This is a genomic window from Microseira wollei NIES-4236 (assembly GCF_020521235.1).
Lineage (GTDB): Bacteria > Cyanobacteriota > Cyanobacteriia > Cyanobacteriales > Aerosakkonemataceae > Microseira > Microseira wollei.
In genome coordinates this window covers 1-23,042 of sequence record NZ_BLAY01000164.1, presented here as the reverse complement: position 1 = coordinate 23,042, position 23,042 = coordinate 1, and the positions used below count along the sequence as shown (strand labels likewise).

Here is a 23,042-nt window from a genome sequence, read left to right as displayed (position 1 = left end):
CAGCCCTTGGGGCTGAGTTTGTATAGCGGCAGCATTAATGCTGCCGCTATACAAACTCAGCCCGTCTACACGGGCTATTAACTTATGAAAAATCAAGTGTATTCTATCAAGTCACAATCCGCTATAATGCTGCGCGCTTGACAAACTCAGGTGTACCTCATGCGGCTGCAATCGGCTGTAAATCTAGGAAAATACGGATGCCAAATCAGTGACACGTATGATTTTCTGTACTTAGAAAAGCTAGCTAACTCATCCAACTCGATAGGGACTACGTAATGCTACCGATCAATTGGAGCGATATTTTAGATAAAATTCTGCCAGATGAGTCTGTAGAACAAGTCATTTGCACTCAATTTGCGGAGCCTCTTCTGGAGGCTCTTGGATTTTCTGCTCAAGAACGCCGTCCACAGTTTAAAACAGGGAATGGGGCTGATAAAGTTGACTTTGCAGCTCGTCACAATACAAATGATAATGATATTTTCTTTAATTCTCAAATTAATCCTGATATACTTGTTGAAGTCAAAGCACGCTCAACGGGAGGAGCAAAGATAAACTTATCAGAAGGAACTCCTCAATACTTACAAACTAAAAAACAGCTTGAAAAGTATCTGCTTTCCCCTAAGTGTAACACTGCTCAATGGGGCATTATTACAAATTCAGTTCACATACAGCTATTCCGGCGACATGGAAAGGTTGTATTTCCAGCAACTCGCTGCGAGTTAATTAATAAAGGCAATATTGCTGATATTGTTGCGAATATCAAGCATTTGATTAACAAGCCAACAAGAGCGTTAACTGTCTGTGTTTACAACAATAAAGGAGGAGTAGGAAAAACTACAACAGTTATCAATTTAGCGGCAAGTTTGAAGAAACAGCATAAAAAAGTTCTTTTAGTTGATTTTGATTTACAAATAGATTTAACTACATCTCTTAAACTCGAAGTTGGGAATACCAGTTTATTAGATTGTCTTGCGGATACAAAACTGGATGTACGCAATACAGTTGTGCCTTTTAGTCCAGCAGATAAACAAGGGAATCGCTTGCATATGTTTGATGTTATTCCATCAGATCCGAGAATGCAAGACTGGACAGATAGAAACGAGGATGCCAAAATCCAAAAAGGAGTAAGAAGATTGCGAGATTTACTTAAGGCTTTTGTTTATGATTACGATTACATATTAATTGATTGCCCAACACAATGGCTGTTTTTTAGCCAGAGTGGGGTTGCCGCTTCCGATGTAGTACTAATTCCCACAAAGCATAATGGAGCGACATCGTTACACAATGCGGCAAGGGTGATTAAAGAACTTATACCAGAAATTCAGAAAGAAAGAAAAGATGGAGGGCCAATTGCGTTACCTATCTTTTTTAATGGAGAAAAGATGACAGATGCTCAACATAAAATTACCAACAATGAAATTAAACAAATTATTACCAAAGCACAACAATCCGGTTTTAATCTGTTACCATACTACTGGCCTAAAGCCACAAAAGGGAACGTTGATACAACTATTTTCAGTATTCCCAATCATGCAACTGTTGCTAATGCTGCGTTCTCGCATGTTCCCGCAGTTTTTTTAAACAAGACTGTAGCAGAAAACTATCTTGGGTTAGCTAAGGAGTATTTTTTACATGGGTAAATTTGATGATGTAGGTAAGCTGATGCACTTGCCATTAGAGAGTATTAACTCTGAAGCTCAATCTAATGAATCAGAATTTATCATCAAAGCAGCAGCAGAGGCTGTATTGCAAACGGATGGGCGTAATTGGGTTCCTGTAATTGTCAAAGAAAATGGGGACTATCAGTATCAAGTTGTTAGCAATCACTTTGTTTATGCAGTTGCACAACAAGCTGAATTAGAAAGAGTCTGGTGTATTGTAATTGAACCAGATGACAAAAACATTGAGCAGGCAAAAATCATGGCGCGGGAAGCGATTCCCAAGGTCAATCTTACTACTGCATCAAGAGATACTATTCTAGCTGCACTGAGATACTTAATTGCGGAACCGGGTAGTGCATTAAAGGGAGTGGATGCAGTTGTAGCTGCTAATCGAATTGCAGAAGCTAACAGGGAAAATTGGTCGAACTTTAACCCTATTACTAGCTTAAAATGCGGGATTACAAAGGGCAAAAAGTTAGATGCCCTTTCCAAAGTGTTCTTCCTCTCACCACCAAAACCATCTGCACCGATTCCCCCAGCGCCGGAAGCTGTCAGTATTAAACGCGCATCCAGAGATGAGATTTTGATCCGGATAAGCTATTTATCTACCTGTAAAATAGGCGGGTTTGAAGCAGTTGATCCAGAAAAAGCAGCAGACATTATCTTTACAGCGAGTAAAGGCAAGTGGAAAAGTTTGAACCCGATCGCCAAACTTGAATGTGGGATAGATACGGCAAAAATCAAGACTCTAAAAAAAGTGTTTACTCTTTAACAGAAATTGCCCAAACAAATCGAGTTTCTGGCCTCGTCGTGCTTAAGTCCTGTTTAAGAAAGAGTAAAATGTCACCGTTGATGCGATATGCCTCCGGTACGGCGCTGAAGCGCCTACTACGAACGGCGATATGCCTCCGGTACGGCGCTGAAGCGCCTACTACGAACGGCGATATGCCTCCGGTACGGCGCTGAAGCGCCTACTACGAACGGACGGCGCCATCGCATCTCCCACCCTACAATTCTCCTGGTCGCAATTTCCCATATTTTTCCAGCAATTCCGGAAAATTTTTCAAATCGTCAATTGACTTAGGTGCTGGAAATTCTACCCAGGTTGCTTCCGCTTCTAATTTATCCATGTAAGCATAAAAAGCCTCATCGTCATCTCGATGCTTAAGAATATACGCACGTAATTCCTTACGACTCATCGCCTTAAAATCTGGTTTCATAGAGCGTATCTCCATCTTCCATTAGGAGGAATAATAATTTCCGTTTCCTCACCAGCTAAGAAAAACATATCTCCAGTGCGTTCATCGAGACGAATTATAAAAATAGGCAAATACATCTTAGTTGCCCAATAACTGAGAATAAAACAACTCAACATCTGCTCTGCTGTAGGAATATGCGTTCCTCCTTAATATTCTCAGGAATTACGCAACAACACTAAATATGCTTTCATGGTGCGTTACGCTATCGCTAACGCACCCTACTACATATAGAAACTTTGCGTAAATCCTGGTTATGTAGATATTCTAAACAACGATCCCCTCTCTCTACTCTCTTCCTTCGCGATCTTCGCGTCTTCGCGGTTCAATTCTCCTTTCCAACCGCCTCAGAAATACTCGACAACCCCCTTTCCTCTAATTTCCTCACCAACCCCTCTAAAACACGCCTTACCATCAACGGCCCCTCATAAACCAAACCCGTATAAACTTGAATCAAACTCGCCCCAGCACTAACCTTTTCCCAAGCATCTTCAGCATTAAAAATACCCCCCACGCCAATAATCGGTAACTGCCCTTTAGTTTCCCGCCAAATAAACCTAATTACCTCCGTTGATCGCTGACGTAAAGGCGCACCGCTAATCCCACCCGCTTCCTCTTTAACCGAATTCCCCGTTGCCACAAACTCGGTTTTCAACCCCTCCCGACCAATCGTAGTATTGGTAGCGATAATCCCAGCTAGGCGATGGGTTTGCGCCACTTGGAGGACATCCGCGATCGCATCCCACTCCAAATCCGGTGCAATCTTGACTAAAATTGGCTTAGCACCTTGATTTTCCTGTTGCAGCGCCTCCAAAATCCCACTCAACTGAGGTGCATCTTGCAGACTCCGTAACCCAGGCGTATTGGGAGAAGATACATTAACGACAAAATAATCCCCCCATTGTTTCAGCAACCGAAAACTTGCTAAATAATCACTGGGAGCCTCTGGCAAGGGTGTTACCTTAGATTTACCGAGATTAATCCCAATCGGTATACTGCCTTGACGATCCTGCCAAGTTTCACCAAGCTGGCTCGCCATCGCCGCTGCTCCGCTATTATTAAATCCCATACGGTTTAAAACAGCCCGATCCAAGGGCAAGCGGAATAAGCGGGGACGGGGGTTACCCGGTTGGGGATGGAAGGTTACAGTACCTAACTCGGCAAAGCCAAAACCAAGCGCTTCCCAACTTCCTGAAGCAGTACCGTTTTTATCAAACCCGGCGGCTAACCCCATTGGGTTTGGGAAATTTAGTCCCCAAAGCGTTTGTTTGAGGCGTGCATCGCCAAAGCAGCAAGATTGCTGCAATTGCGATCGCAGCCAAAACGCGGGGTTTCGCTCCCCTTCTCGAGCCAGCCAGCTTAAAATTCCTATGGTCTGTTGATGCAAAAATTCTGGATCTAGCTTTAATCCAAACAAAATAGGTCGTAAACCGGCTTTATAAATATCCAAGGTGCAATTTATACGTCTAAGTGTTCCACGACGATTTTAAATTCTCCCATCCCGTATTTTCATACTTTCTCATATAAGTATTCATACAACGCTTTCATTTCCCCGATTTCACGGGAGTTGTAGCAAATGGGTGAGCAGCCAAGACCTAATGAAGATAAACAGATTGTTACCTTGGGGCGCGTTCTCCAAACCCTCCGAGAAGAGGATAATATAGAAGTTCTAATTGAAACTACCGTCAATTATCTCCAAACAGAATTAAATTACAGCTTAATTTGGATTGGTTTCTACGATCGCTTGGAGCACCGGATCTTTGGTAAAGGAGGCATTACCCCCACCGGAGCCAGCGGGTTTTTAAAGCAGCGATTTTTCCTCAATCCCGGCGATCTGCTGGAACAGGTGGTGATTCAGCAAAGACCCATCGGCGTACCGGACTTGCAAGAAGAAACCCGTGCGGGGGAATGGCGCAAGGCGGCGCAAACGTTTAACATTCGGGGAACGCTGATTTACCCCATCCGCTACCGCGATCGCTGCTTCGGCTTGGCGCTGCTGGGACAAGAGGGTTGGGGCATTTCCCCCCGCGCTGACGAAAAAGCAAGGCTGTCCATGCTGTTGGGGGGACTGGCGGCGGCTTTGAATCAAATCGAAACCGATTGGCAGCACCAGCAAGCCAAGCGTCCCGACGAGCCTTTGTTGGCTCTGCTCAACGAACTGCGGACTTTGCCCACCATGTGGCAGCGTTTAGAGGTTGTTGTATCACAAACTCATGAATTTGTCAAGCCAACGCGCACGAATATTTACTGGTTTGAACCGGAAAAACGCTACTTCTGGCGTAGAGTGGGGAACCGGACGACGAGCAGCATCGGAGGCAAAGACAGCGCGGCGGGGATTACAGTCCAGGAGGCGGGTGGTTTCTATAAGGCGATGGTAGGGGATCAAGTTGTCTCGATTGGGGAGGCGCACAGTTCTCTGAAGGCGGATGTCACGAGTCGGTTATTGCAGCGGTTAGGGGTGCGGAGTTTGCTGGCAGCGCCCATTTTGTTGCAAGACGAATTGCTGGGCTTTTTGGCGGTAGAAGGCAACGATCCGCGCATTTGGCAGGAACAAGAAAAAAGCTTCGTGCGCGGTGCGGCGCAGTTAGTGGCGTTGATCGCCCCGATCGAACGGATGGAAGCGACCATCGAACAAACCAAGCAAGACCAAATTCTGACGGCGGAGTTAGCGCGGGCGATCGCTAGCGAACAAGACTGGCACGCGACGCTCAAAACATGTGCCGACAACCTGTCCCACCGCTTACAGCAAGCGCGGTTTCTCGTGCTGCTGTTCGAATCAGACTCGGGCAAGTTGGAAATTTGTTACCAAAACCACCCAGCCAACCGACAACCGCTAGGGGCTTCGCTGCGTCATGGTAAAGAAAGTCATTCCTCACCGCCCAACCAGGACTCATCAGGGATCGCCCACTACTTACCTGCCCTCAACGAGGTGGATTGGCAATTTTTAAGCAGCACCGAATCGGTGGAAATAGAAGATTTGACCGCAGATCTAAAGCTGACGAGTTGGCGCGAGGGATTGCTAGAAGCGGGGGTGCGATCGCTGCTGATTTCCCGCACCAGTTCGGCAGGACAGCTGGAAGGACTGCTGGCGTTCGGTTATGAAACTCCCCGCACTTGGACTCATGCCGAGCGAGAACTAATCCGAGTCGTGACTCAACAGATTGGCTTGATTGTCCACCAATGGCAACTGCAAAGACAAGTCTCCTCGCAGCAAAAAATCTTCCAGTCCTTGCAATGGGGACTCTCAACCCTCGCCTCTGCTCAACCTTTGTTGCCAAGTCAGGTAACACCAGACACCGAGTTGGAGATTCGCACTTACGAACAGACAGTTCTGCAACCCATCGCCCAAATGCTCGCTTGTCCCTTAGTTGCTTTGGTCGCTTGGTCGCCGGGAGAGCAGGTGGGGCGGATCGTAACGGGTGTGATTGCGAACCAGCAGTTTGCCGTCAATTTAAATGCTGTCGTCCCCATCGATACGGATCAGCTGATTCAAGCCGCACTGGTGGAGGACAGTCTTGTAATCAAGCGGGTGGATCAGTTATCACCGGACACCAGACAGTGGCTAATAGGCTCCGGCATTGGCGAGATTTTAGTGATGGCGTTGCGGACTGCTCCCGAATACGAACCCACCGGCGTGGTGGTGGTGGCAGACAAACCAGGTCGTCGCTGGTCGGAAATGGCGCTGCCAGCTTTCGGCCTTTTGGTGACGCAGTTAGCTTGGTTTCGCCGCTACTTGATGCTGGCGAACCACCTGCAATCCCAGCGGCAAGAATTGGAACGCTTAAACTGGTACAAGCATAGATGCATGGAAGACTTCCACCGCTGCCTAGAGGCTGGGGTAAAAGTCCTGTCCCAGTTAGACTCAAAAGAAGCCGAGATTCTGCAAACCAGGGTGCGGCAGATCTGCCAGCAACTCGGCAACTCGCTGAGTGCGATGGTGCGCCTGCTTTCTACCGAGGAGTGGAAAATGCGCTCGATTAAGGACTTGGGGGAACGTAGCAAAGAAACGATTTACCTTCCCACTTTGCTGAAGCGTGCCCTCGAACGCATTGACCCCCTGCTCAAAGAACGCCGACTCTGGTCGCAACTCCACGAAATCAGCAGCGAACATAACCAAAAGATTCCCATTAGCTTTAGGGGGGAATTATTCAAAATCGAATTAATACTATACGAAGTCTTGAGCGCTGCTGCCGATCGCGCACCCCAAGGCGAAAAGATCGACATTTGGTATCGCATCCTGGGCAAGGGAAAATCGGGCAACATGGCGATTGGGGACTTATCCGAACCGATACTCAATCCCCTTTTAGAGCTATCCATTACCGACAACGGCGTCATCGACCCCCAACTGATTGCCGAATTCCGACAACGCCCCTGGGACGAACTCGCTCCTTCTACCTTGAACCAACCTCCCGGACTGCAACTAAGGATTTGCCAATCCCTGGTGCAGCAAATTGGAGGCAAACTCAAGCTTTACCAGGTTGAAGACGGTCGTATTTTAACTCGGTTGTTGTTGCCTTTGATCATAGCTAATGGCTAATTGCTAATGGCTAATTGCCGAGGGAAAAATTTTAGCAATCTCAGCAAAATTACAGTTTGTAACTAATAACTTGGGTTAATAGCTAATTGCCGATTGCGATTGCTTTAACCATTAGCCATTAACCATTAACCATTAGCCATTAACCATTAGCCATTAGCCATTAGCCATTAGCCAACTTCCGACGTTGCTTGCACGGGTGCTTGAATCTGAGGTTGGAACTGGAACAGCGAATAGACGACGTTGCGACGAATCGCGGTCATCATTTCTAGGAACATTTCGTATCCTTCGCTCTTGTACTCGATCAGGGGGTCTTGTTGACCGTAACCCCGCAGTCCCACCGACTCCCGCAAAGCATCCATTGCTTGCAAGTGTTCCCGCCACAAGGTATCGATTTGTTGCAAGATAAAGAAACGTTCGGCTTGACGCATCAATCCGGCGCTAACTTGCTCGATTTGCGCTTCTTTAATGTCGTAAGCAATTCGGACTTGTTCTTGCAAGAACATTTTAATTTCGTTCATCGACAAGTCTTCGAGTTGCTCAGGTTCTAAATCGCTAAGTAGATAGACAAATTCTTTCACTTTAGCGACCATTTCGGGTAACTTCCATTCTTCCGAAGGTAGTTCGGGGTTAATATATGCTTCCACGATGTCATCCATCGTTTTTTCGGCATACTTAATCACCTGTTCTTTCAAGTCTTGACCTTCCAACACCCGGCGACGTTCGGCGTAGATTGCCCGACGTTGATTGTTCATCACTTCGTCGTATTCAAACACCTGTTTGCGGATGTCGTAGTAGTAGGTTTCGACCTTTTTCTGCGCGCCTTCTAGGGAACGAGTCAGCATTCCCGACTCGATTGGCATGTCTTCTTCCACGCGGAAAGCATCCATCATATTTTTGACGCGATCGCCGCCAAAGATCCGCAATAAGTTATCTTCCAAACTGAGGAAAAACTTAGTCGATCCGGGGTCGCCTTGCCTTCCCGCACGTCCGCGCAATTGGTTATCGATGCGGCGCGATTCGTGGCGTTCTGTGCCAATTACGTGCAATCCGCCTAATTTTACGACTTCATTATGTTCCACTTTGGTGAAAGCTTCGTATTCCTCGCGGATGCGGTTATAAACGTTCCGCAGCTTTTGAATTACCGGGTCTTCCGTGGGGGCTTTTTCCGATGCGATCGCCACTTTATCTTCAGCTTCCAGTTCGGGCATACTGCGTTCGCCATACTCCCGCACGGCAAATTCTACCGCTTCTTTCAGCGCTGCCTCAGTTGCCTTGCTTAATTGAGTCGGATAAATTTGGGGAGACGCTTTCCAAGTTTTGACTTTCTTCCCGGGAACGAACCCTTGACCGCCACTGCGATCGCGTTCTGCCCCTGGTACCCGCGTCACCGCAAAGCTATCTTCTTCTTGCTGGACGATGCGGGGTAGCAAGTATTCCCGCAACTTTAACCGCGCCATATATTCCGCGTTCCCGCCTAAGATAATGTCGGTTCCCCGTCCCGCCATATTCGTAGCAATTGTCACTGCTCCCTTGCGTCCCGCTTGTGCTATAATCTCAGATTCCCGTTCCACGTTTTCTGGTTTAGCGTTGAGCAAGTTGTGGGGAATATCGCGCTCGCGCAATAACCTGGAAAGCAATTCGGATTTTTCTACGCTGGTAGTTCCCACCAGTATCGGGCGACCAATTTCGTGCAATTCGGCGCACTCTTCGGCGACAGCTTTCCACTTCGCCATTTCGGTTTTATAAACCACATCCGATAGATCCCGACGTCCGGTAGGACGGTTTGTGGGAATAATCGTTACTTCCAGCTTGTAAATCTTTTCAAATTCGGCTTCTTCGGTTTTGGCAGTCCCCGTCATCCCGCCGAGCTTAGGATACAACAAGAACAAGTTTTGATAAGTAATCGTCGCCAAAGTTTGAGTTTCTGGTTGAATTTCCACTCGTTCTTTGGCTTCAATTGCTTGGTGCAAACCATCACTCCAACGCCGCCCTTGCAGCACCCGTCCGGTAAATTCATCGACGATGGTAACTTCGCCGTTGCGGACGATGTAATTCACATCTTTGATGAACAGTTCTTTAGCTTTAATCGCGTTGAAAATGTAGTGCGCCCAAGGGTCATTCGGGTCGAATAAATCCTTAACTTCCAGTAGCTTTTCAGCTTGGGCAAACCCTTCATCCGACAAAATTACGTTGCGGGCTTTTTCATCTACCTCGTAATGCTCTTCACTATTGAGTCCCAGCGCGACTTGTGCCGCCCGGATGTATTTTTCGCTGGGGCGTTCGACTTGACCAGAAATAATCAGCGGGGTGCGAGCTTCATCAATTAAAATCGAGTCAACTTCGTCAATTACGCAGTAGTTAAACGGGCGCTGCACCACCTCTTCCATTGAGGTTGCCATGTTGTCGCGCAAATAATCGAAGCCGATCTCGCTATTAGTTGCATAGGTGATATCGCAGGCGTAATTTTTTTGCCGTTCTCTGGGTTCCATTCCACTTTGTATCAGTCCGACGCTCAGTCCCAAAAAGCGATGGACTTGTCCCATCCATTCCGCGTCCCGACGTGCCAAATAATCGTTAACGGTGATGATATGCACCCCTTTACCTGAGAGGGCGTTTAGATAAGCGGGGAGGGTAGCAACCAAAGTTTTACCTTCACCCGTTTTCATTTCGGCAATTTGACCGGAATGCAATACCATACCGCCCAAAAGTTGCACATCAAAGTGTCTCAATCCCAAGACGCGACGACCAGCTTCCCGCACCGTAGCAAAGGCTTCTGGCAGCAAATCATCTATAGTTTCTCCCTTTTCCAACCGCTGTTTGTACTCGGCTGTTTTCCCGGTTAGTTCCCGATCGGAAAGTTGCTGTAATTCGTCTTCTAGAAGATTAATTTCAGTCACTAATGGCTGATATTTTTTGAGTTTACGAGCATTCGGATCGCCCAGCAAAGTTTTTAACATGGTAGTCGCTCAAAGTTGTTAGTTGAAAGAATGTGAAAATTGGTAATGGGTAATTGCTAATTGCTAATTGCTAATTGCTAATTGCTAATTGCTCGCTTGGTGATTAGGCAACAAACTGCAACTATTACCTATTACTCTCGTTCCCACTGCTCTGCCTGGGAACGCTATTACCTGCTAATTTTTAGTTTTAAGCAAATAGCTTTTCTTACAGGAAGGTCATTACCTTTCCATTACCAGCCATTAACGTTGTTAACGCTAACAATGGCAGGATATACTTCGCACGGTCACTTTCCTGACAGTTCCGCAGGCTGAGGTCAGACTGGCAAACTAACCATTAGCCATTAGCCATTAGCCATTAGCCATTAGCTATTAGCACTATCCACGACCGATTCAAGTATATATGAATATCTTCATGGTATCATTTTGACCCCAATGAAGCGGTAAAGCTATTTGCTGGCAATAGGAGCAATTGCCGAACCAAAAAGTAGTAATTTTGCCGTTCTGGTAGCTCCTTGCTAGCTTTACGGAGCGTTTTGCCACTCGGAACTGAGGGTGCGAAAATCGTATTCTCCTGTACCGGGGTGACAGCTGATACAACTAGCCATTCTCACCGGCTGGGGCAGTTTAACTTGAGGATGAAGTGCTTTAAAATATCTGGATTGGGCAACTCGATAGGGAGTTTGTTCTTCTTGTGTGATGGGGCGGGAGAAGGTTCGTAGGTATTCCCACACGAGTAAGCGCTCTGGGTCTACCAGAGGTTTTAGCTGCCTGCCGTAGTGTTCCGAGTCTTCCAGCAAGTCTCGCCAAGTTTGGGTTGGCATAACTGCTGGGGGTAACCCGATATGACAGGTGGCGCAGTTTTCCAGATAAAGTTGTTGCCCTAGTTGGTAGCGTCTGGGAATTACGTCAACTGTGCCGATGGAATTTTGAGTTGAAGCGCTGGTTATTCGTTCGGAATTAGGTAGGGGCGGGTTGGCTGAATCTAACTGAGAGTAATAAGTAATACCAGTATAATCAGCCCCGACGGACTTAAAATTTTTTGATGCGGGTTCGGTTTGACCGGGAAGAGCGGTTATCAGGGTTAAACTCCAGCCAATGACAACGCTCCACAGAACCAGTAGTATGAATAAAACGACTGGGGATCGCTTGTGTAACCCTTGTTGAATTTTTGACCGCACCAGTTGTCCCATTTCTAACTCTCGTCGCGCAGCACCGCTTTCTTTGGTTATAACAATTTTCCTTTATTTTTTGGCTATGACATCCATTCTCTGGCTATCAATTGCCAGTGGTTTGCCATCGTCTCCATATCCTTCTACCTGGCTAAAACCAGCTTGTAAGCACCAGTCCCGAATTTCAGTATAAGTAAAATAGCGAACGAAGTACTCCATCCGCCGAATCTTTCCATCTTTAATGATAATTTTTTCGCTATAGGAACGACCCGTCAAGACATCATATCGGTGACGGTCAATGGCGTAGTTTCCATCACGCTCGATCACCATTTCAGGCCGAAAATGCTTGAGCATCAAATCCCGGTTAAATGAGTCCAAGATTAGCTTACCACCAGCTTTCAGGGCAAGGTTGGCTTCAGTTAATACCCGACGGTTATCCTCGTCCTCAAAGTAGCCGAAAGCAGTTAACCAAATGATGATGCAGTCAAAACGTTCTGTCCAGGGCAGAGAGCGCATATCACCCTGAATATATTCTACTTCGACGCCCCACTCTGCGGCCTCGCGACGCGCTATATCGAGAAAAAAGGCGGAAGCATCCAATCCAGTTACGTGACAACCCCGTTTTGCCAGTCGGTTAGCGATCCGCCCATGTCCGCAGGCGAGATCCAAAACTGTCATTCCCGGTTCCAAAGCAAGCAGACGCCAGATTAAGTCTACATCGCGATCGCTTCGTTCTGCTGTTATCAGCGGCTCGTAAAAGTAGAGATAATCTGCGTCAAATAAAGCTTCAAAATCAAATTGCGGCGTATTCATTGTTAGGGAATCGCAACCGATCCCATCAGCCGTTCTACAATTGTTTTTGCCCGCCGCCCCCCCGTGGGAATCAGGCGATGGCACAATACGTGGGTTGTCAAAAATTTAACATCATCAGGAATGGCATAATCCCGTCCCTCTAAAAATGCTAGAGCCTGAGTTGCTCGCTGCAAGGCCACTGCACCGCGAGGACTGACGCCCAAGGTAATTTCTTCATCTTCTCGCGTCGCCCTCACTAGATTCAAAATATACTGTTGTAAAGGTGTTTCTACTTTTACTTGCTGACATAAATGCTGTAACTGTTGCACTTCCTCTAGAGAAATGCAGGGTTTCAATTCATCAACGGTGACGCCCTGTTGCAAACGTTGCAACATTTGCAGTTCTTCCGCTGCTGTGGGATAACCTAAACTCAAAGAAAGCGTGAACCGATCCATTTGCGCTTCTGGCAGAGGAAACGTGCCTTGATATTCAACCGGGTTTTGAGTAGCAATGACAAAAAACGGACTCTCGACTTGGCGCGAAATCCCATCTACAGTTACCTGCCGTTCTTCCATCACTTCTAGCAAAGCCGATTGAGTGCGGGGTGTAGCGCGGTTAATTTCGTCTGCTAGCAATATGTTAGTAAAAACAGGGCCGGGGAGAAACACAAACTCACCCGTGCGTTGATTCCAAATATTCGTGCCGGTAATATCTGTAGGCAATAAATCGGGGGTGCATTGCAGCCGTTGAAATTTGCCATCAATTGAGCGTGCCAGAGATTTTGCCAACAAGGTTTTGCCGACGCCGGGGACATCTTCTAGCAAGGCGTGTCCCCCAGAAAGCAACGCCACCAACACCAAGCGAATGGCATCGGCTTTGCCAACAATTGTACGACCCAGGTTTTGAGTTAGCTGCTCGATCCGATCTTTCATGATTTGGTAATGGATAATTGGTAATAGGTAATGGGTAATTGGCGATTAGGATTAGTTTTCCCTATTTGCTGGTTTAAGTTTCCCATTACTTTAATACCGATCTGGCCTTGTCGCAGTCGGCTTGTATTTGCGCCTTGAGTTCATCTAGGGAAGCAAATTTTTGTTCGGGTCGCAGGAATTGTTCTAGGCTTACCGTTAAGGTTTGTCCGTACAAATCTCCTGCCCAGTCTATCAGGTAAACTTCCACGGTGGGAGCTGTACCGTTAACTGTAGGACGGCAACCGATGTTCATCACCCCTGGAATGGGGGATGGGATAATATTTCCGGGTTCGCTGCTGCGTTCGCCGTTCTCGATCTTGACCTGCACTGCGTAGACGCCGTAGCGGGGCAAAAACTTTTCGGAGGGCAGGTGCAGATTGGCTGTAGGAAATCCTATAGTTCTGCCTAACTGCTGCCCTTGTACGACAGTTCCCGTCAGGGTGTAGGAGCGACCCAGCAGTTGGTTTGCCCTAGATATGTCTCCTTCTGTGAGGGCAGTGCGGATGAAGGAACTGCTAATCCTTTCGCCAGAGCAGATTTGCAGGCCAACAATTGTTGTTTCTATCCCGTAGGTGGCGGCGATCGCTTGCAAGTCGGTTGCAGTACCTGTACGCTTGCACCCGAAGCGAAAATCCTGTCCGACGCTGATGCGCTGGCTTTTGAGTCGCCGCACTAAAATTTCTTCGACAAACTGCTGGGGCGTTAAATCGGCTAATTCTCGATCGAAGGGCAGCAATACTAGCTGTTCTACTCCCAGATTTCCCAGTTCAATTGCTTTTTCTTTTGGTGGTGTTAATAAGGCACGGGGTTGGCCTGTAAAAAATTCCTGGGGATGGGGATAAAAGCTGACAACCGTCGGATAAGGACGCCCGGTTGTTTCTGCTTGGGATAGTATTTGATTGCCTTCTGTGGCGTTGTCGGTGAAAATTTCCCGCTGTTCCCCTTGTAAGGAGGCGCGTCGCCCGGTTTCGATGGCAGCGCTTTGCAATACGGGTCTGACAACCTGCTGATGCCCTCGGTGGACGCCGTCAAAATTTCCCAGGGCAACTGCGGTTGGAGTTAGAACTGTTGTTAGCGATGAGGTAACCCACACGCTTTACATTTTTACATAAATCGAGTTAAAAATACGGGAATTTTTTGATTGGGGCGATCGCGTTTGGCAAGCAGGCGCAAAGCGCCCGTGGGTCTGGTGAAAGATATAACAAAGGATCCGAGCAGCGGGGGTATTGTTGTTGGCGCGATCGCCAATCGATCCACGTCGGTTTTTCCTTTGCCCTTTGTGGCGATCCACTAGGGCGAACGATTAACAACGAAACCCCGCAGCGTTAACAAAACCTGCGGAATTCTCCATCCGCCTATGGGGTGGGGATGGATAGCAGGGGAAAAGTCAGGGGTACCGCTTCGCGCCAGCAAGCTACGATACCCCTGACTTTTCCAATCTCCCGCCCGATTGATTTTGACAAATATTTCGGGACAACCTTTAATGATAAACCCAGAATGTAGTAAGATAAGCTTGCCAAAGGGGTGATATTGAGTGCTGCACAAAGCCTTCCAAGTCCGTTTATACCCATCTCAGCAACAAGAGATACTTTTGTCTCAAACATTTGGGGTAGCTCGCTGGTGGTGGAATTACGCGCTAAACAAATCAATTGAAACGGATAAAACCACTGGCAAGGGACTTGGACAGGTAGCACACAATGCACTGTTGCCAAAACTCAAGAAGCAAGAGGAAACGCTGTGGCTAGCTGATTGTTACAGCCAAGTTTTACAGGCCACAACGCTCAACTTAACAACAGCGTACAAAAACTTTTTTGAGAAACGTGCAAGTTTCCATAGTTCAAGTCCAAGCACGGTAAGCAGTCAATCCAGTATACTCAAAACGTACTGATTGTGGATGGCAATGTCAAGCTGACTGGCAATATCGGGATAGTCAAGGCCAAAATCCATAGACCTATTGAGGGGAAGATAAAGACCGTTACCGTTAGCAAGACTCCATCAGGCAAGTATTTTGCGTCTATTTTGACCGAAGTAGCCTGCGAAAAACCCTCTACATCGGAAGGTAAGATTTATGGTATTGACTTAGGCTTGAAGTATTTTCCCGTTGTCACTGACGGCGAAAAAGTATCAAAGTACGACAATCCCAAGCATCTTGCCAAGCATGAGAAAAATCTCTTGCGTAAGCAGAAAAAGCTAGGGCGTAAACAAAAAGGAAGTAGGTCAAGAAACAAATACAGAAAAGTTGTTGCCAAGGTGTACGAACTCGTTAGCAACTCGCGGCAAGATTTTCTCTATAAACTTAGTTATAAGTTGGTCAGCTAAGCCATTGCTGTCATAATAACGCAAGTTGCTAGTTATAAACTTGGGCGTTGCTAATTGCTAATTGCTAATTGCTAATATAGGATTTTTACCAATCTCGCCATTAGCCTCGTGACCAGGGCAGAGCCTAGTAACGCCATTAGCCGCTCCCAGAGAGATAACTAGCAACTTGAGTTAATAGAAAATCTTCATGGTCATTGCCCATGGTATGCGCTTCGCGCAAGCTGAGCGAACGTAACCACAATTTGGCAAAGGCAATAGCTGATGCTGGATGGGGAACATTTACCAACTTTTTAGCCTATAAGCTAGAGCGCTTTGGCGCTGGCGTTGGTTGAGATTGATAGATGCTTCCCCAGTTCCAAACTCTGCTCTAGTTGTTACTGTCAGGTCAATGAAATGCCGTTAGAAATGAGGGAGTGGACTTGCCCTCCTTGCGGTACCGATCGTGACCGCGATGGGAACGCAGCGATAAATATGAGAGCAGAGGGTATCAGAATGCTCGCATAGGGATGGTTCAGCCGTCTTTTGCTGTAGTCGGGGAGGTAAGACCAAAGATGGGGCGAAAGTCTCATCTAGTGTACTCCCCGGTGAGTACAGAAGCCCCGTCCGCCTATGGGTTGGGGTAGTTCACGTTTTCCACCAGCCCCCTTTTTTCACCTGATTGCATTTGGCGCAGGAGTTTGTCACGTCAAAGTAACGGACAATCCCTTTATCTCCTCCGGCGCCGCTTTAGACTCCCCCAGGTTTTCTATTTCCAATGTCAGCGACATTCCTTCCCTTGCCATCACCGCGTTGGGGAACTTTTGTTGCACCTGCTCTCCAACGCTGTCTAAGAAATCGTCGTCGTGTAGCGGGTCGTGGTGGAATATTACCAGTTTCTTGACGTTGGCTGCAATAGCTACCTTGACTGCTTCCTGCCAAGTGGAATGTCCCCACCCCACTTTGCTGGACTTGGGCGAGTGGTATTCTTCATCGGTGTAGGTGGCATCGTAGATGATGACGTCTGCATTACGAGCCAGCCACAAAACTTCTTCATCCAAGCGGTCGGGTAGATGTTCTGTGTCGGTGATATAAGCAGCTGCTTTACCGCGCCAGTTGACGCGGTAACCCACTGCTTGTCCCGGATGGTTGAGCGAGGCTATTTCTATGGTTATATCGTCCAATTGAACTGGTTTTCCCACCTCGATATCGTAAAATTCCAGCTCTGCTCCCATAATTTGTAGCGGCACGGGAAAATTTGGATGGAGCATTTGGTCGTGCATACGCTGCTTGATTGTGGAACCGTTGGGCGCTATAGCTCCGTATATATGGAAGCGATTTCCCTTAATGAAGGCTGGTGTAAAGAAGGGAAATCCTTGTATGTGATCCCAATGGGAGTGGGTGAAGAACATGTGGGCTTCTACCGGCATCTGAGATAGCAGGCTTTGCCCCAAAACCCGCAGGCCGGTACCACCGTCAAAAATCAGGCGCTTACCACCCACGCGCATTTCCACACAAGGTGTATTGCCGCCGTAGCGCACTGTGTGGGTTCCCGGACAGGGGATGCTTCCTCTAACTCCCCAAAAGTGTATTGTGAACTGGTTTTGCATACTAGACATGGGTGTTGCTTGCTTTTTTTCCTCTGCCAATTTCTGGATGGGGTTGATACTTTTGCGACCGCCTGTACTATCTAATCCCAAGCCTTTTGCCTAGACGTTTTGCACGACTCGTTTAGCTTCACTCTACGCCTGGGAATGGCCCGGTAACCTTGCCACGGCAATCTCACTGTGTGGGTTGACCAACATAGGGCAGGCGACCCCAGTCTGACATGGCGAGGCTTGCCTTTCAACGGTTCCATTTCCTGCGTCCCTTGGGGTTGCAGAAAAGGGAAAAGCTGCTGCATGAAAGTCCCCCATGCCATAGACTCCAATAAACGCTCATCATAATCTTTAAACTGGGACTGAAGCCACTGTTTTTTCACCATTTTTTACTAAGTTTAAACAGCGATTGGCCGCCTGGGGTTCAAACCGTCCACTCGTTGTGCAACCACAACAACCGTGCCAATGGCTGTGCCAGAGCAGGCGCGGATTTTACTTTCGTGCCGCGCTGGTTTCCACCTTAAACCCTTGTGGGGGTCTATCGCCAGTGGTAGCGAGGGTTGATCTGGGGGAGATGCAGGTGTTGCCCTGATTAAGCGAGCCTACTTTTTGAGGTAATCTAGGCGCGGAAGATGCTTGGGGTATTGGTTTCTCATAATATCAGCCTACTCCAACCTCTGACGGTGATCTCGGACACTGGAGTCTAGTTATTTGCCACAAGGACTTGATATCTCCCCCTTTTAGAAACAGGGGGAAACTGGATCGGATGTTGCTACGGCGGCTGCAAGCCTCTCTACGCAACGCTTACGGATTGATTTACTAAGCGAGCAAATAAATCAATCCGTTGCCTTTGTCTCAAGGCTCCCTTACCCACCTCGACTATGTTTAAACCTAGCTGTACAGCTACTTTTCTCAGGATATTGGCAACAGGGTTGCCCTCGGCGTTAATTAACCATCCTTGAGCAATTTTATACAAACCCCGTTTTACCGTAATGTGCTTATCACTTGAATCAGTTCCTTGGGATGGTGGATGAGAAAATCTGGGTTGTGTTCGGCTAACACGGTTTTTGAATTAAACCCCCAACTCACTGCAATCATTTTGATCTGACTTCTTTTTGCCGCTTCTATATCTCGGGTTTCGTCTCCCACATAAATAACCTCTTGTGGAGTTAAGTTAGCTTGCTTTAAAAAACGATTAATCACCCGACTTTTCCCAAAAATATTGGCTCCTGAATAAATAAATTCAAACAATTCTTGTAATTTATTCTTCTCCAAAAACAACATGACATTTTCTCTGTTGTTAGACGTTATAATCCCCAATCTATACCCTTGCCTTTTCAGTTCTGATAACGCTTCGTCAATCCCTGATAATGGATTTAATCGAGAAATTTCATTGTTTAATTCATTCTTTAATTTTCTCAAAATAAAAGGTAATTTAAAAATTGAAACGCCCGATTGTCTAATAATTTCCCTGGAGCTTAAATTTCTAATTTGTTCTATTTCCTCTGGGGCAGCTTGCTTATAGCCAAATTCTAAAGCTAACCGATTAGAAATAGCCACGATGGTATCGAATGTATCGGCAACTGTGCCATCAAAATCAAAAATAATTGCTTTGAGCATTTTTAAATTGGTAATTGGTAATTGGTAATAGGTAATTGCTGATTGCTAATTGTTAATTGGTGAATATTTTTTTCTATTAGCCATTACCCATCACCCATTAACCTTTGGTTTGCCTCAAGGTTAGCACGGGCATTCCGCCGCAGCATCTGGGGTTTAATTCTTCGCAGTGCGGATGCTCGAAATCGTGTATCCCACTCTTGAGGGGTGATTTCAGCTAATTCTGTCAGCTTGGGGTCTATATTGCCAGGATATGGCTGAAATTCCGCGACATCCGTGGGTTTGGCAAAGCGGTGATTCCAAGGGCAAACGTCTTGACAAATATCGCAACCAGCAACCCAGCCTTGCATTTGGGATGCGATCGCATCTGGCAATTTTTCTGCCCGATTTTCAATTGTATGGTAAGCGATGCAGCGATTGGCATCTATTATAAAAGGTTGGGCGATCGCTCCTGTCGGACATGCCTCCATACAACGAGTACAACTACCGCAGTGTTGGGTATGGGGTCGATCGGTTATCAAGTCGAGATTGGTGAGAATTTCCGCCAAAAATACCCAAGAACCGTACTCCCGCGTTATTACATTACCATTTTTGGCCATCCAACCAATTCCAGCTTGCTGTGCCCAGACTTTATCTTGCACTGGCCCGGTATCGGCATAGTAGCGAGCAATAATCCCTTCCCCTTGCGCTTCTAACCATAAAGCTAGTGCCTTCAGCTTTTTATACATGACTTTGTGGTAATCCCGTCCCCTTGCGTAACGGGAGATTTTGGCGTATTCTCTCCCTTCAGGACGCTGGTGGGGGGTGTAGTAGTTGAGCGCGACGCAAACAACACTTCGCACTTCTGGCATCACCAAGCGGATGTCCTGTCGCTTGGGATTCGCCATCCATTCCATGTCGGCATGATACCCCAGTGCCAGCCATGCCTGCAATCGCTGCACATCTTGCGCGTCTGCTTGATTGACGGCTGCAATCCCAACCTTGTGGAATCCCAACTCCAAGGCTTTTTGCTTCACGTCAATTTGTGGCGACGGATTATTACTCACGGAGTTGAACTCGTCACGTGATGCAGATCGCATTTTAGCCAAATTTCCCATTATAATTTTGCAACTGTAGGATTGGTAAAAACTATTTGTAAATCTTAAAAAAACGTATCATACTGTAAATCAAGGAGCAGAGATTCACGAACTCCATTGTTTGGATCAGTAGTTATCAGAAGCGCCGTAAGACCCCATCCGAGCGCGAATGGAGCAACAGCGAAGCGCATTGCGCTTGGGAGCAGGTTGGGGATATAAGGCGCGGCAATGACGAATTGCTGCCTTGAACAATGCGAAACGTAGTTGAGCGAGAGATTGGCAGCGATGAGGAATTGCCAATTTCTCGGAGTTTAGTACAAATCAATCACGGCTTACAGAATATATGCTAGAATGCAAGGGGTTAAATTAAAGACGCAACGCAATGGAAAAAGCCTTCCGCTACAGACTGTACCCAACACCTCAGCAAGAAACCTTGTTGCGGCAAACGGTCGGCTGTGTGCGACTGGTCTATAACCGAGCGTTAGCCATGAGAGCCGAGGCGTTCTATCAAGAGCACAAGCGGATCGGATATCTTGAAACCTCTGCTGCCTTAACCCAGTGGAAGAAACAGGACGATTTAGCGTTTCTCAAGGACGTTTCCTCAGTTCCATTGCAGCAAGCCCTGAGACACTTGCAATCTGCCTTCACCAATTTCTTTGAGGGACGGGCAAAGTATCCCAACTTCAAGAAGAAACGCAACGGTGGATCTGCAACCTTTACCAAGGCGGCGTTCAGCCTGAAAGAGGGACAGTTGTTCATGGCGAAGTCGGATGAAGCACTGAACATCAAGTGGTCACGTCAACTTAAGAGAAATGCAACTCCATCGTCAATCACGATCCGGCTCACCCCTTATGGTAAGTGGTTTGTCTCAATCCTGTGTGACGTGAAGATTCTGCCCCTACCGAAGTCACCTAAACAGGTGGGGTTGGATATGGGTATTTCATCGCTGGTCACAACGAGTGATGGCGTGAAGTTTGAGAATCCGAAGTCGCTCAGAAAAGCCCTCAAGAAGCTTAGACGATTGAACAAGGCTTTAGCACGAAAGCAGAAAGGCTCAAACAATCGTCGGAAGGCACGATTAGCCTTAGCCAAACAACACGAAAAGATGGCGAACATCCGCAAAGACAATCTGCACAAGATCACGACTCAACTGGTGCGCGAAAACCAAGTGATTGCGGTTGAGACGTTGAATGTCAAAGGGATGCTCGGTAATCATAAACTGGCTCAAGCAATTAGTGACGCGAGTTGGGGAGAAGCGTTACGTCAGTTAGAGTACAAATCGAACTGGTACGGGCGCGATCTGGCTCAAATTGATCAATGGTTTCCCAGTTCTAAGCGGTGTTCTAACTGTGGGCACATCCTGGATAAAATGCCGCTCTCAGTGCGTGAATGGGATTGCCCGAAGTGCAATGCACACCACGACCGGGATGAGAACGCGGGGAAAAACATCTTAGCCGTGGGACTCACGGTGTTAGCCTGTGGAGCGACCGTAAGACCAAAATCCTCGCTCGGATGGAGGCAGGTGCGATGAAGCAGGAAAGAACAGTCGTAAGGCTGTAGCAACTCGGAGGCGACGCAAAAGCTCCGAGGAATCCCCACCCTCAAAACCGCTCCAGCCGTAGGCTCAAGGTTTAGGGTGGGGAGGATGTCAATCAAGCGTCTGAGCGTCGATGACCAGCTGGCAGCACTTTGGTATATCTACACCGAAATGGGTCGTTCGATTACCCCCGCCGCACCTGGGGCAGCACGTCTACAACTCGCTGAAGGGTTGCTCAATCAAATTAAGCAGATGTCACACACTGAGCAGCTGCAAGCGATGCGCGACTTAGCTTCCAACAAAAATACCCAGATTAGTCGCTCCTATGGCATTTTGAGCGCCAACACCAAGCTTGCTTTCTGGTATCAATTGGCGCAATGGATGACTCAAGGCTTTGTAGTGCCGATGCCAGTAGGTTACCAACTTTCTAGCGCTGGCGCGCAGGTGCTGCAAGCAATCAAACAACTTGACTTTGGTCAGCAAATCACCGTCCTGCGGAATGCCGTCGTCGATATGGGCGTCGATCCGTTGGCTGACTAGAACTTTGATTCTGTAACGAAGATTTGCCTTTTGTAGGGGCACGGCGCGATCATTCTTTGCGAGAGCCAAGATAATTCAACTGCCGTGCCCCTACTATATCGATTTAAATCAAACTAGAAAACAAATAACATGGAATATTTTTCTATGTTTGAGGACTTACGGACGAGGAACCTATCACCAAAGTTTCTACGTTTCAGAGAAACTTTGGTGTTTGCCTAAGTCCTGTTTGAGGACTTACGGACGAGGAACCTATCACCAAAGTAACTTGGCTGCGAACGCGAGTGCGGAAGGGAGGCATATCTCTAGTTTTAAAGCGAGGATTTTTGAGAGAAACTTTGGTGTTTGCCTAAGTCCTCTGTTTTTTGCAACCATTGACCGGGATTCTACTCAAAAAAATAGAATCCGTCTTAGGGGGCAGGTTTTGACCTGCTTTTTTATTTAATGTAGTCGTTAGTTACTGCCACAGGCTAAGGGCTAATAACTAATAAATTTTGGGAGGAATAGTTATGCAAACTGCGGATTCGATATCGTTAAAAAATGAGGCAGTTGCTGTTAATAATATTTTGATTGAGGGGATTGAAGAGCCAACGATACTGCGTTATTTTGAAACATTGAATGCCGGGGAATTTGAGCAGACGGCGGCCTTGTTTGCCGCTGCGGGGGCGATGCATCCTCCATTTGAAGCGGCAGTGATAGGACAGGATGCGATTGCTGCCTACCTGCAAGCGGAAGCGCAAGGAATGCAACTTTTTCCCCGCGAAGGCATCACCGAACTGCTGGAAGATGGACAGCTAATGGTTCAAGTGAGGGGCAAAGTACAGACGCCTTGGTTTAGCGTCAACGTCGCTTGGTTGTTTTTACTTAATACCGAGCGGGAAATCGCTTCAGCTACGATTAAACTGCTGGCTTCTGCCTTCCTAAACGTGTGTAAACGTGTCGATTACTTGGATTACTCCAAGTACACCGCAAACTGATAACAGTTTGTGTGGCTCTAGCCGAGCAAGGAACCTCAGTAGTATGTTTCGAGCGCTATTAG

The 23,042-nt window shown here is 47.2% G+C and carries 18 protein-coding genes and 2 pseudogenes; 9 read left to right on the top strand and 11 right to left on the bottom strand.

Features of this window, described 5'->3' with window-relative positions:
• Positions 1-275 precede the first annotated feature (275 nt).
• The 3 genes from MiSe_RS52315 to MiSe_RS51475 all read left to right on the top strand — a co-directional run bounded on the left by MiSe_RS52315 (position 276) and on the right by MiSe_RS51475 (position 2,627).
• A complete protein-coding gene (locus MiSe_RS52315) occupies positions 276-1,640 on the top strand; it encodes an AAA family ATPase (RefSeq protein ID WP_307731613.1) in 1,365 nt (454 codons plus the stop codon).
• Complete coding sequence (locus MiSe_RS37225) at positions 1,633-2,433, top strand: ParB N-terminal domain-containing protein (protein WP_226589979.1); 801 nt, start codon at positions 1,633-1,635, stop codon at positions 2,431-2,433. Before MiSe_RS52315 ends, MiSe_RS37225 begins: the two co-directional genes overlap by 8 nt.
• Positions 2,434-2,501: 68 nt before the next feature.
• Positions 2,502-2,627 (top strand): hypothetical protein, encoded by a 126-nt coding sequence (locus tag MiSe_RS51475; RefSeq protein WP_264196789.1) that lies wholly within the window; start codon positions 2,502-2,504, stop codon positions 2,625-2,627.
• Between the two features lie 41 nt (positions 2,628-2,668).
• Here the strand turns inward: MiSe_RS51475 and MiSe_RS37220 are convergent, their stop codons facing one another.
• The 3 genes from MiSe_RS37220 to MiSe_RS37215 form a co-directional block, all read right to left on the bottom strand.
• On the bottom strand, positions 2,669-2,881 hold the full coding sequence (locus MiSe_RS37220) for a DUF6887 family protein (RefSeq protein WP_226589977.1): 213 nt from the start codon (positions 2,879-2,881) through the stop codon (positions 2,669-2,671).
• Complete coding sequence (locus tag MiSe_RS53165; RefSeq protein ID WP_373872962.1) at positions 2,878-3,054, bottom strand: DUF6888 family protein; 177 nt, start codon at positions 3,052-3,054, stop codon at positions 2,878-2,880. Before MiSe_RS53165 ends, MiSe_RS37220 begins: the two co-directional genes overlap by 4 nt.
• A gap of 188 nt (positions 3,055-3,242) precedes the next feature.
• Complete coding sequence (locus MiSe_RS37215; protein WP_226589974.1) at positions 3,243-4,367, bottom strand: quinone-dependent dihydroorotate dehydrogenase; 1,125 nt, start codon at positions 4,365-4,367, stop codon at positions 3,243-3,245.
• A 126-nt stretch (positions 4,368-4,493) separates the two neighbouring features.
• On the opposite strand from MiSe_RS37215, the gene MiSe_RS37210 reads away from it, so the two are divergent.
• Complete coding sequence (locus MiSe_RS37210) at positions 4,494-7,454, top strand: sensor histidine kinase (protein WP_226589972.1); 2,961 nt, start codon at positions 4,494-4,496, stop codon at positions 7,452-7,454.
• A 167-nt stretch (positions 7,455-7,621) separates the two neighbouring features.
• On the opposite strand, the gene secA is transcribed toward MiSe_RS37210, so the two are convergent.
• From secA to MiSe_RS37185, 5 genes are all read right to left on the bottom strand, one after another.
• Entirely contained in the window at positions 7,622-10,411 is a 2,790-nt protein-coding gene (secA, locus tag MiSe_RS37205) for a preprotein translocase subunit SecA (RefSeq protein WP_226589970.1), read from the bottom strand.
• A gap of 521 nt (positions 10,412-10,932) precedes the next feature.
• Positions 10,933-11,601 (bottom strand): diheme cytochrome c, encoded by a 669-nt coding sequence (locus MiSe_RS37200; protein WP_226589968.1) that lies wholly within the window; start codon positions 11,599-11,601, stop codon positions 10,933-10,935.
• 51 nt (positions 11,602-11,652) lie between these two features.
• Positions 11,653-12,393 (bottom strand): class I SAM-dependent methyltransferase, encoded by a 741-nt coding sequence (locus MiSe_RS37195; RefSeq protein WP_226589965.1) that lies wholly within the window; start codon positions 12,391-12,393, stop codon positions 11,653-11,655.
• A 2-nt stretch (positions 12,394-12,395) separates the two neighbouring features.
• Complete coding sequence (locus tag MiSe_RS37190; protein WP_226589963.1) at positions 12,396-13,304, bottom strand: AAA family ATPase; 909 nt, start codon at positions 13,302-13,304, stop codon at positions 12,396-12,398.
• A gap of 85 nt (positions 13,305-13,389) precedes the next feature.
• Positions 13,390-14,436 (bottom strand): bifunctional riboflavin kinase/FAD synthetase, encoded by a 1,047-nt coding sequence (locus MiSe_RS37185; RefSeq protein WP_226589959.1) that lies wholly within the window; start codon positions 14,434-14,436, stop codon positions 13,390-13,392.
• A 441-nt stretch (positions 14,437-14,877) separates the two neighbouring features.
• On the opposite strand from MiSe_RS37185, the pseudogene MiSe_RS37180 reads away from it, so the two are divergent.
• Positions 14,878-15,659, top strand: a pseudogene (locus tag MiSe_RS37180) (RNA-guided endonuclease InsQ/TnpB family protein); the annotation flags it as partial.
• A gap of 177 nt (positions 15,660-15,836) precedes the next feature.
• Positions 15,837-16,285 (top strand): annotated as a pseudogene (locus tag MiSe_RS54170) (RNA-guided endonuclease InsQ/TnpB family protein); the annotation flags it as partial.
• 57 nt (positions 16,286-16,342) lie between these two features.
• Here the strand turns inward: MiSe_RS54170 and MiSe_RS37170 are convergent.
• The 3 genes from MiSe_RS37170 to queG all read right to left on the bottom strand — a co-directional run bounded on the left by MiSe_RS37170 (position 16,343) and on the right by queG (position 19,899).
• Positions 16,343-17,257, bottom strand: coding sequence for an MBL fold metallo-hydrolase (locus tag MiSe_RS37170; protein WP_226589981.1), 915 nt, complete (start codon positions 17,255-17,257; stop codon positions 16,343-16,345).
• Positions 17,258-18,220: 963 nt separating this feature from the next.
• Positions 18,221-18,856 (bottom strand): HAD-IA family hydrolase, encoded by a 636-nt coding sequence (locus tag MiSe_RS37165; RefSeq protein ID WP_226589957.1) that lies wholly within the window; start codon positions 18,854-18,856, stop codon positions 18,221-18,223.
• An 83-nt stretch (positions 18,857-18,939) separates the two neighbouring features.
• Positions 18,940-19,899 (bottom strand): tRNA epoxyqueuosine(34) reductase QueG, encoded by a 960-nt coding sequence (gene queG, locus MiSe_RS37160; RefSeq protein WP_226589954.1) that lies wholly within the window; start codon positions 19,897-19,899, stop codon positions 18,940-18,942.
• A 412-nt stretch (positions 19,900-20,311) separates the two neighbouring features.
• Between queG and MiSe_RS37155 the strand changes: the two genes are divergently transcribed.
• From MiSe_RS37155 to MiSe_RS37145, 3 genes are all read left to right on the top strand, one after another.
• Entirely contained in the window at positions 20,312-21,460 is a 1,149-nt protein-coding gene (locus MiSe_RS37155) for an RNA-guided endonuclease InsQ/TnpB family protein (protein WP_226589951.1), read from the top strand.
• A gap of 60 nt (positions 21,461-21,520) precedes the next feature.
• Positions 21,521-22,006 carry an orange carotenoid protein N-terminal domain-containing protein gene (locus MiSe_RS37150; protein ID WP_444980606.1) on the top strand — a complete coding sequence of 162 codons (486 nt, stop codon included), beginning with the start codon at positions 21,521-21,523 and terminating at the stop codon, positions 22,004-22,006.
• 506 nt (positions 22,007-22,512) lie between these two features.
• A complete protein-coding gene (locus MiSe_RS37145; protein WP_226589944.1) occupies positions 22,513-22,980 on the top strand; it encodes a ketosteroid isomerase family protein in 468 nt (155 codons plus the stop codon).
• Positions 22,981-23,042: the final 62 nt, after the last annotated feature.

What these genes read in the sequence shown, in the direction of transcription:
- MiSe_RS52315 (WP_307731613.1), top strand. Translation starts at nt 276, where the DNA reads ATGCTACCGATCAATTGGAGCGATATTTTAGATAAAATTCTGCCAGAT.
- MiSe_RS37190 (WP_226589963.1), bottom strand. Translation starts at nt 13,304, where the DNA reads ATGAAAGATCGGATCGAGCAGCTAACTCAAAACCTGGGTCGTACAATT.
- MiSe_RS37170 (WP_226589981.1), bottom strand. Translation starts at nt 17,257, where the DNA reads ATGTCTAGTATGCAAAACCAGTTCACAATACACTTTTGGGGAGTTAGA.
- MiSe_RS37145 (WP_226589944.1), top strand. Translation starts at nt 22,513, where the DNA reads ATGCAAACTGCGGATTCGATATCGTTAAAAAATGAGGCAGTTGCTGTT.
- MiSe_RS51475 (WP_264196789.1), top strand. Translation starts at nt 2,502, where the DNA reads ATGTCACCGTTGATGCGATATGCCTCCGGTACGGCGCTGAAGCGCCTA.
- secA (WP_226589970.1), bottom strand. Translation starts at nt 10,411, where the DNA reads ATGTTAAAAACTTTGCTGGGCGATCCGAATGCTCGTAAACTCAAAAAA.
- MiSe_RS37165 (WP_226589957.1), bottom strand. Translation starts at nt 18,856, where the DNA reads ATGCTCAAAGCAATTATTTTTGATTTTGATGGCACAGTTGCCGATACA.
- MiSe_RS37225 (WP_226589979.1), top strand. Translation starts at nt 1,633, where the DNA reads ATGGGTAAATTTGATGATGTAGGTAAGCTGATGCACTTGCCATTAGAG.
- MiSe_RS37195 (WP_226589965.1), bottom strand. Translation starts at nt 12,393, where the DNA reads ATGAATACGCCGCAATTTGATTTTGAAGCTTTATTTGACGCAGATTAT.
- MiSe_RS37155 (WP_226589951.1), top strand. Translation starts at nt 20,312, where the DNA reads ATGGAAAAAGCCTTCCGCTACAGACTGTACCCAACACCTCAGCAAGAA.
- MiSe_RS37210 (WP_226589972.1), top strand. Translation starts at nt 4,494, where the DNA reads ATGGGTGAGCAGCCAAGACCTAATGAAGATAAACAGATTGTTACCTTG.
- MiSe_RS37220 (WP_226589977.1), bottom strand. Translation starts at nt 2,881, where the DNA reads ATGAAACCAGATTTTAAGGCGATGAGTCGTAAGGAATTACGTGCGTAT.
- MiSe_RS37200 (WP_226589968.1), bottom strand. Translation starts at nt 11,601, where the DNA reads ATGGGACAACTGGTGCGGTCAAAAATTCAACAAGGGTTACACAAGCGA.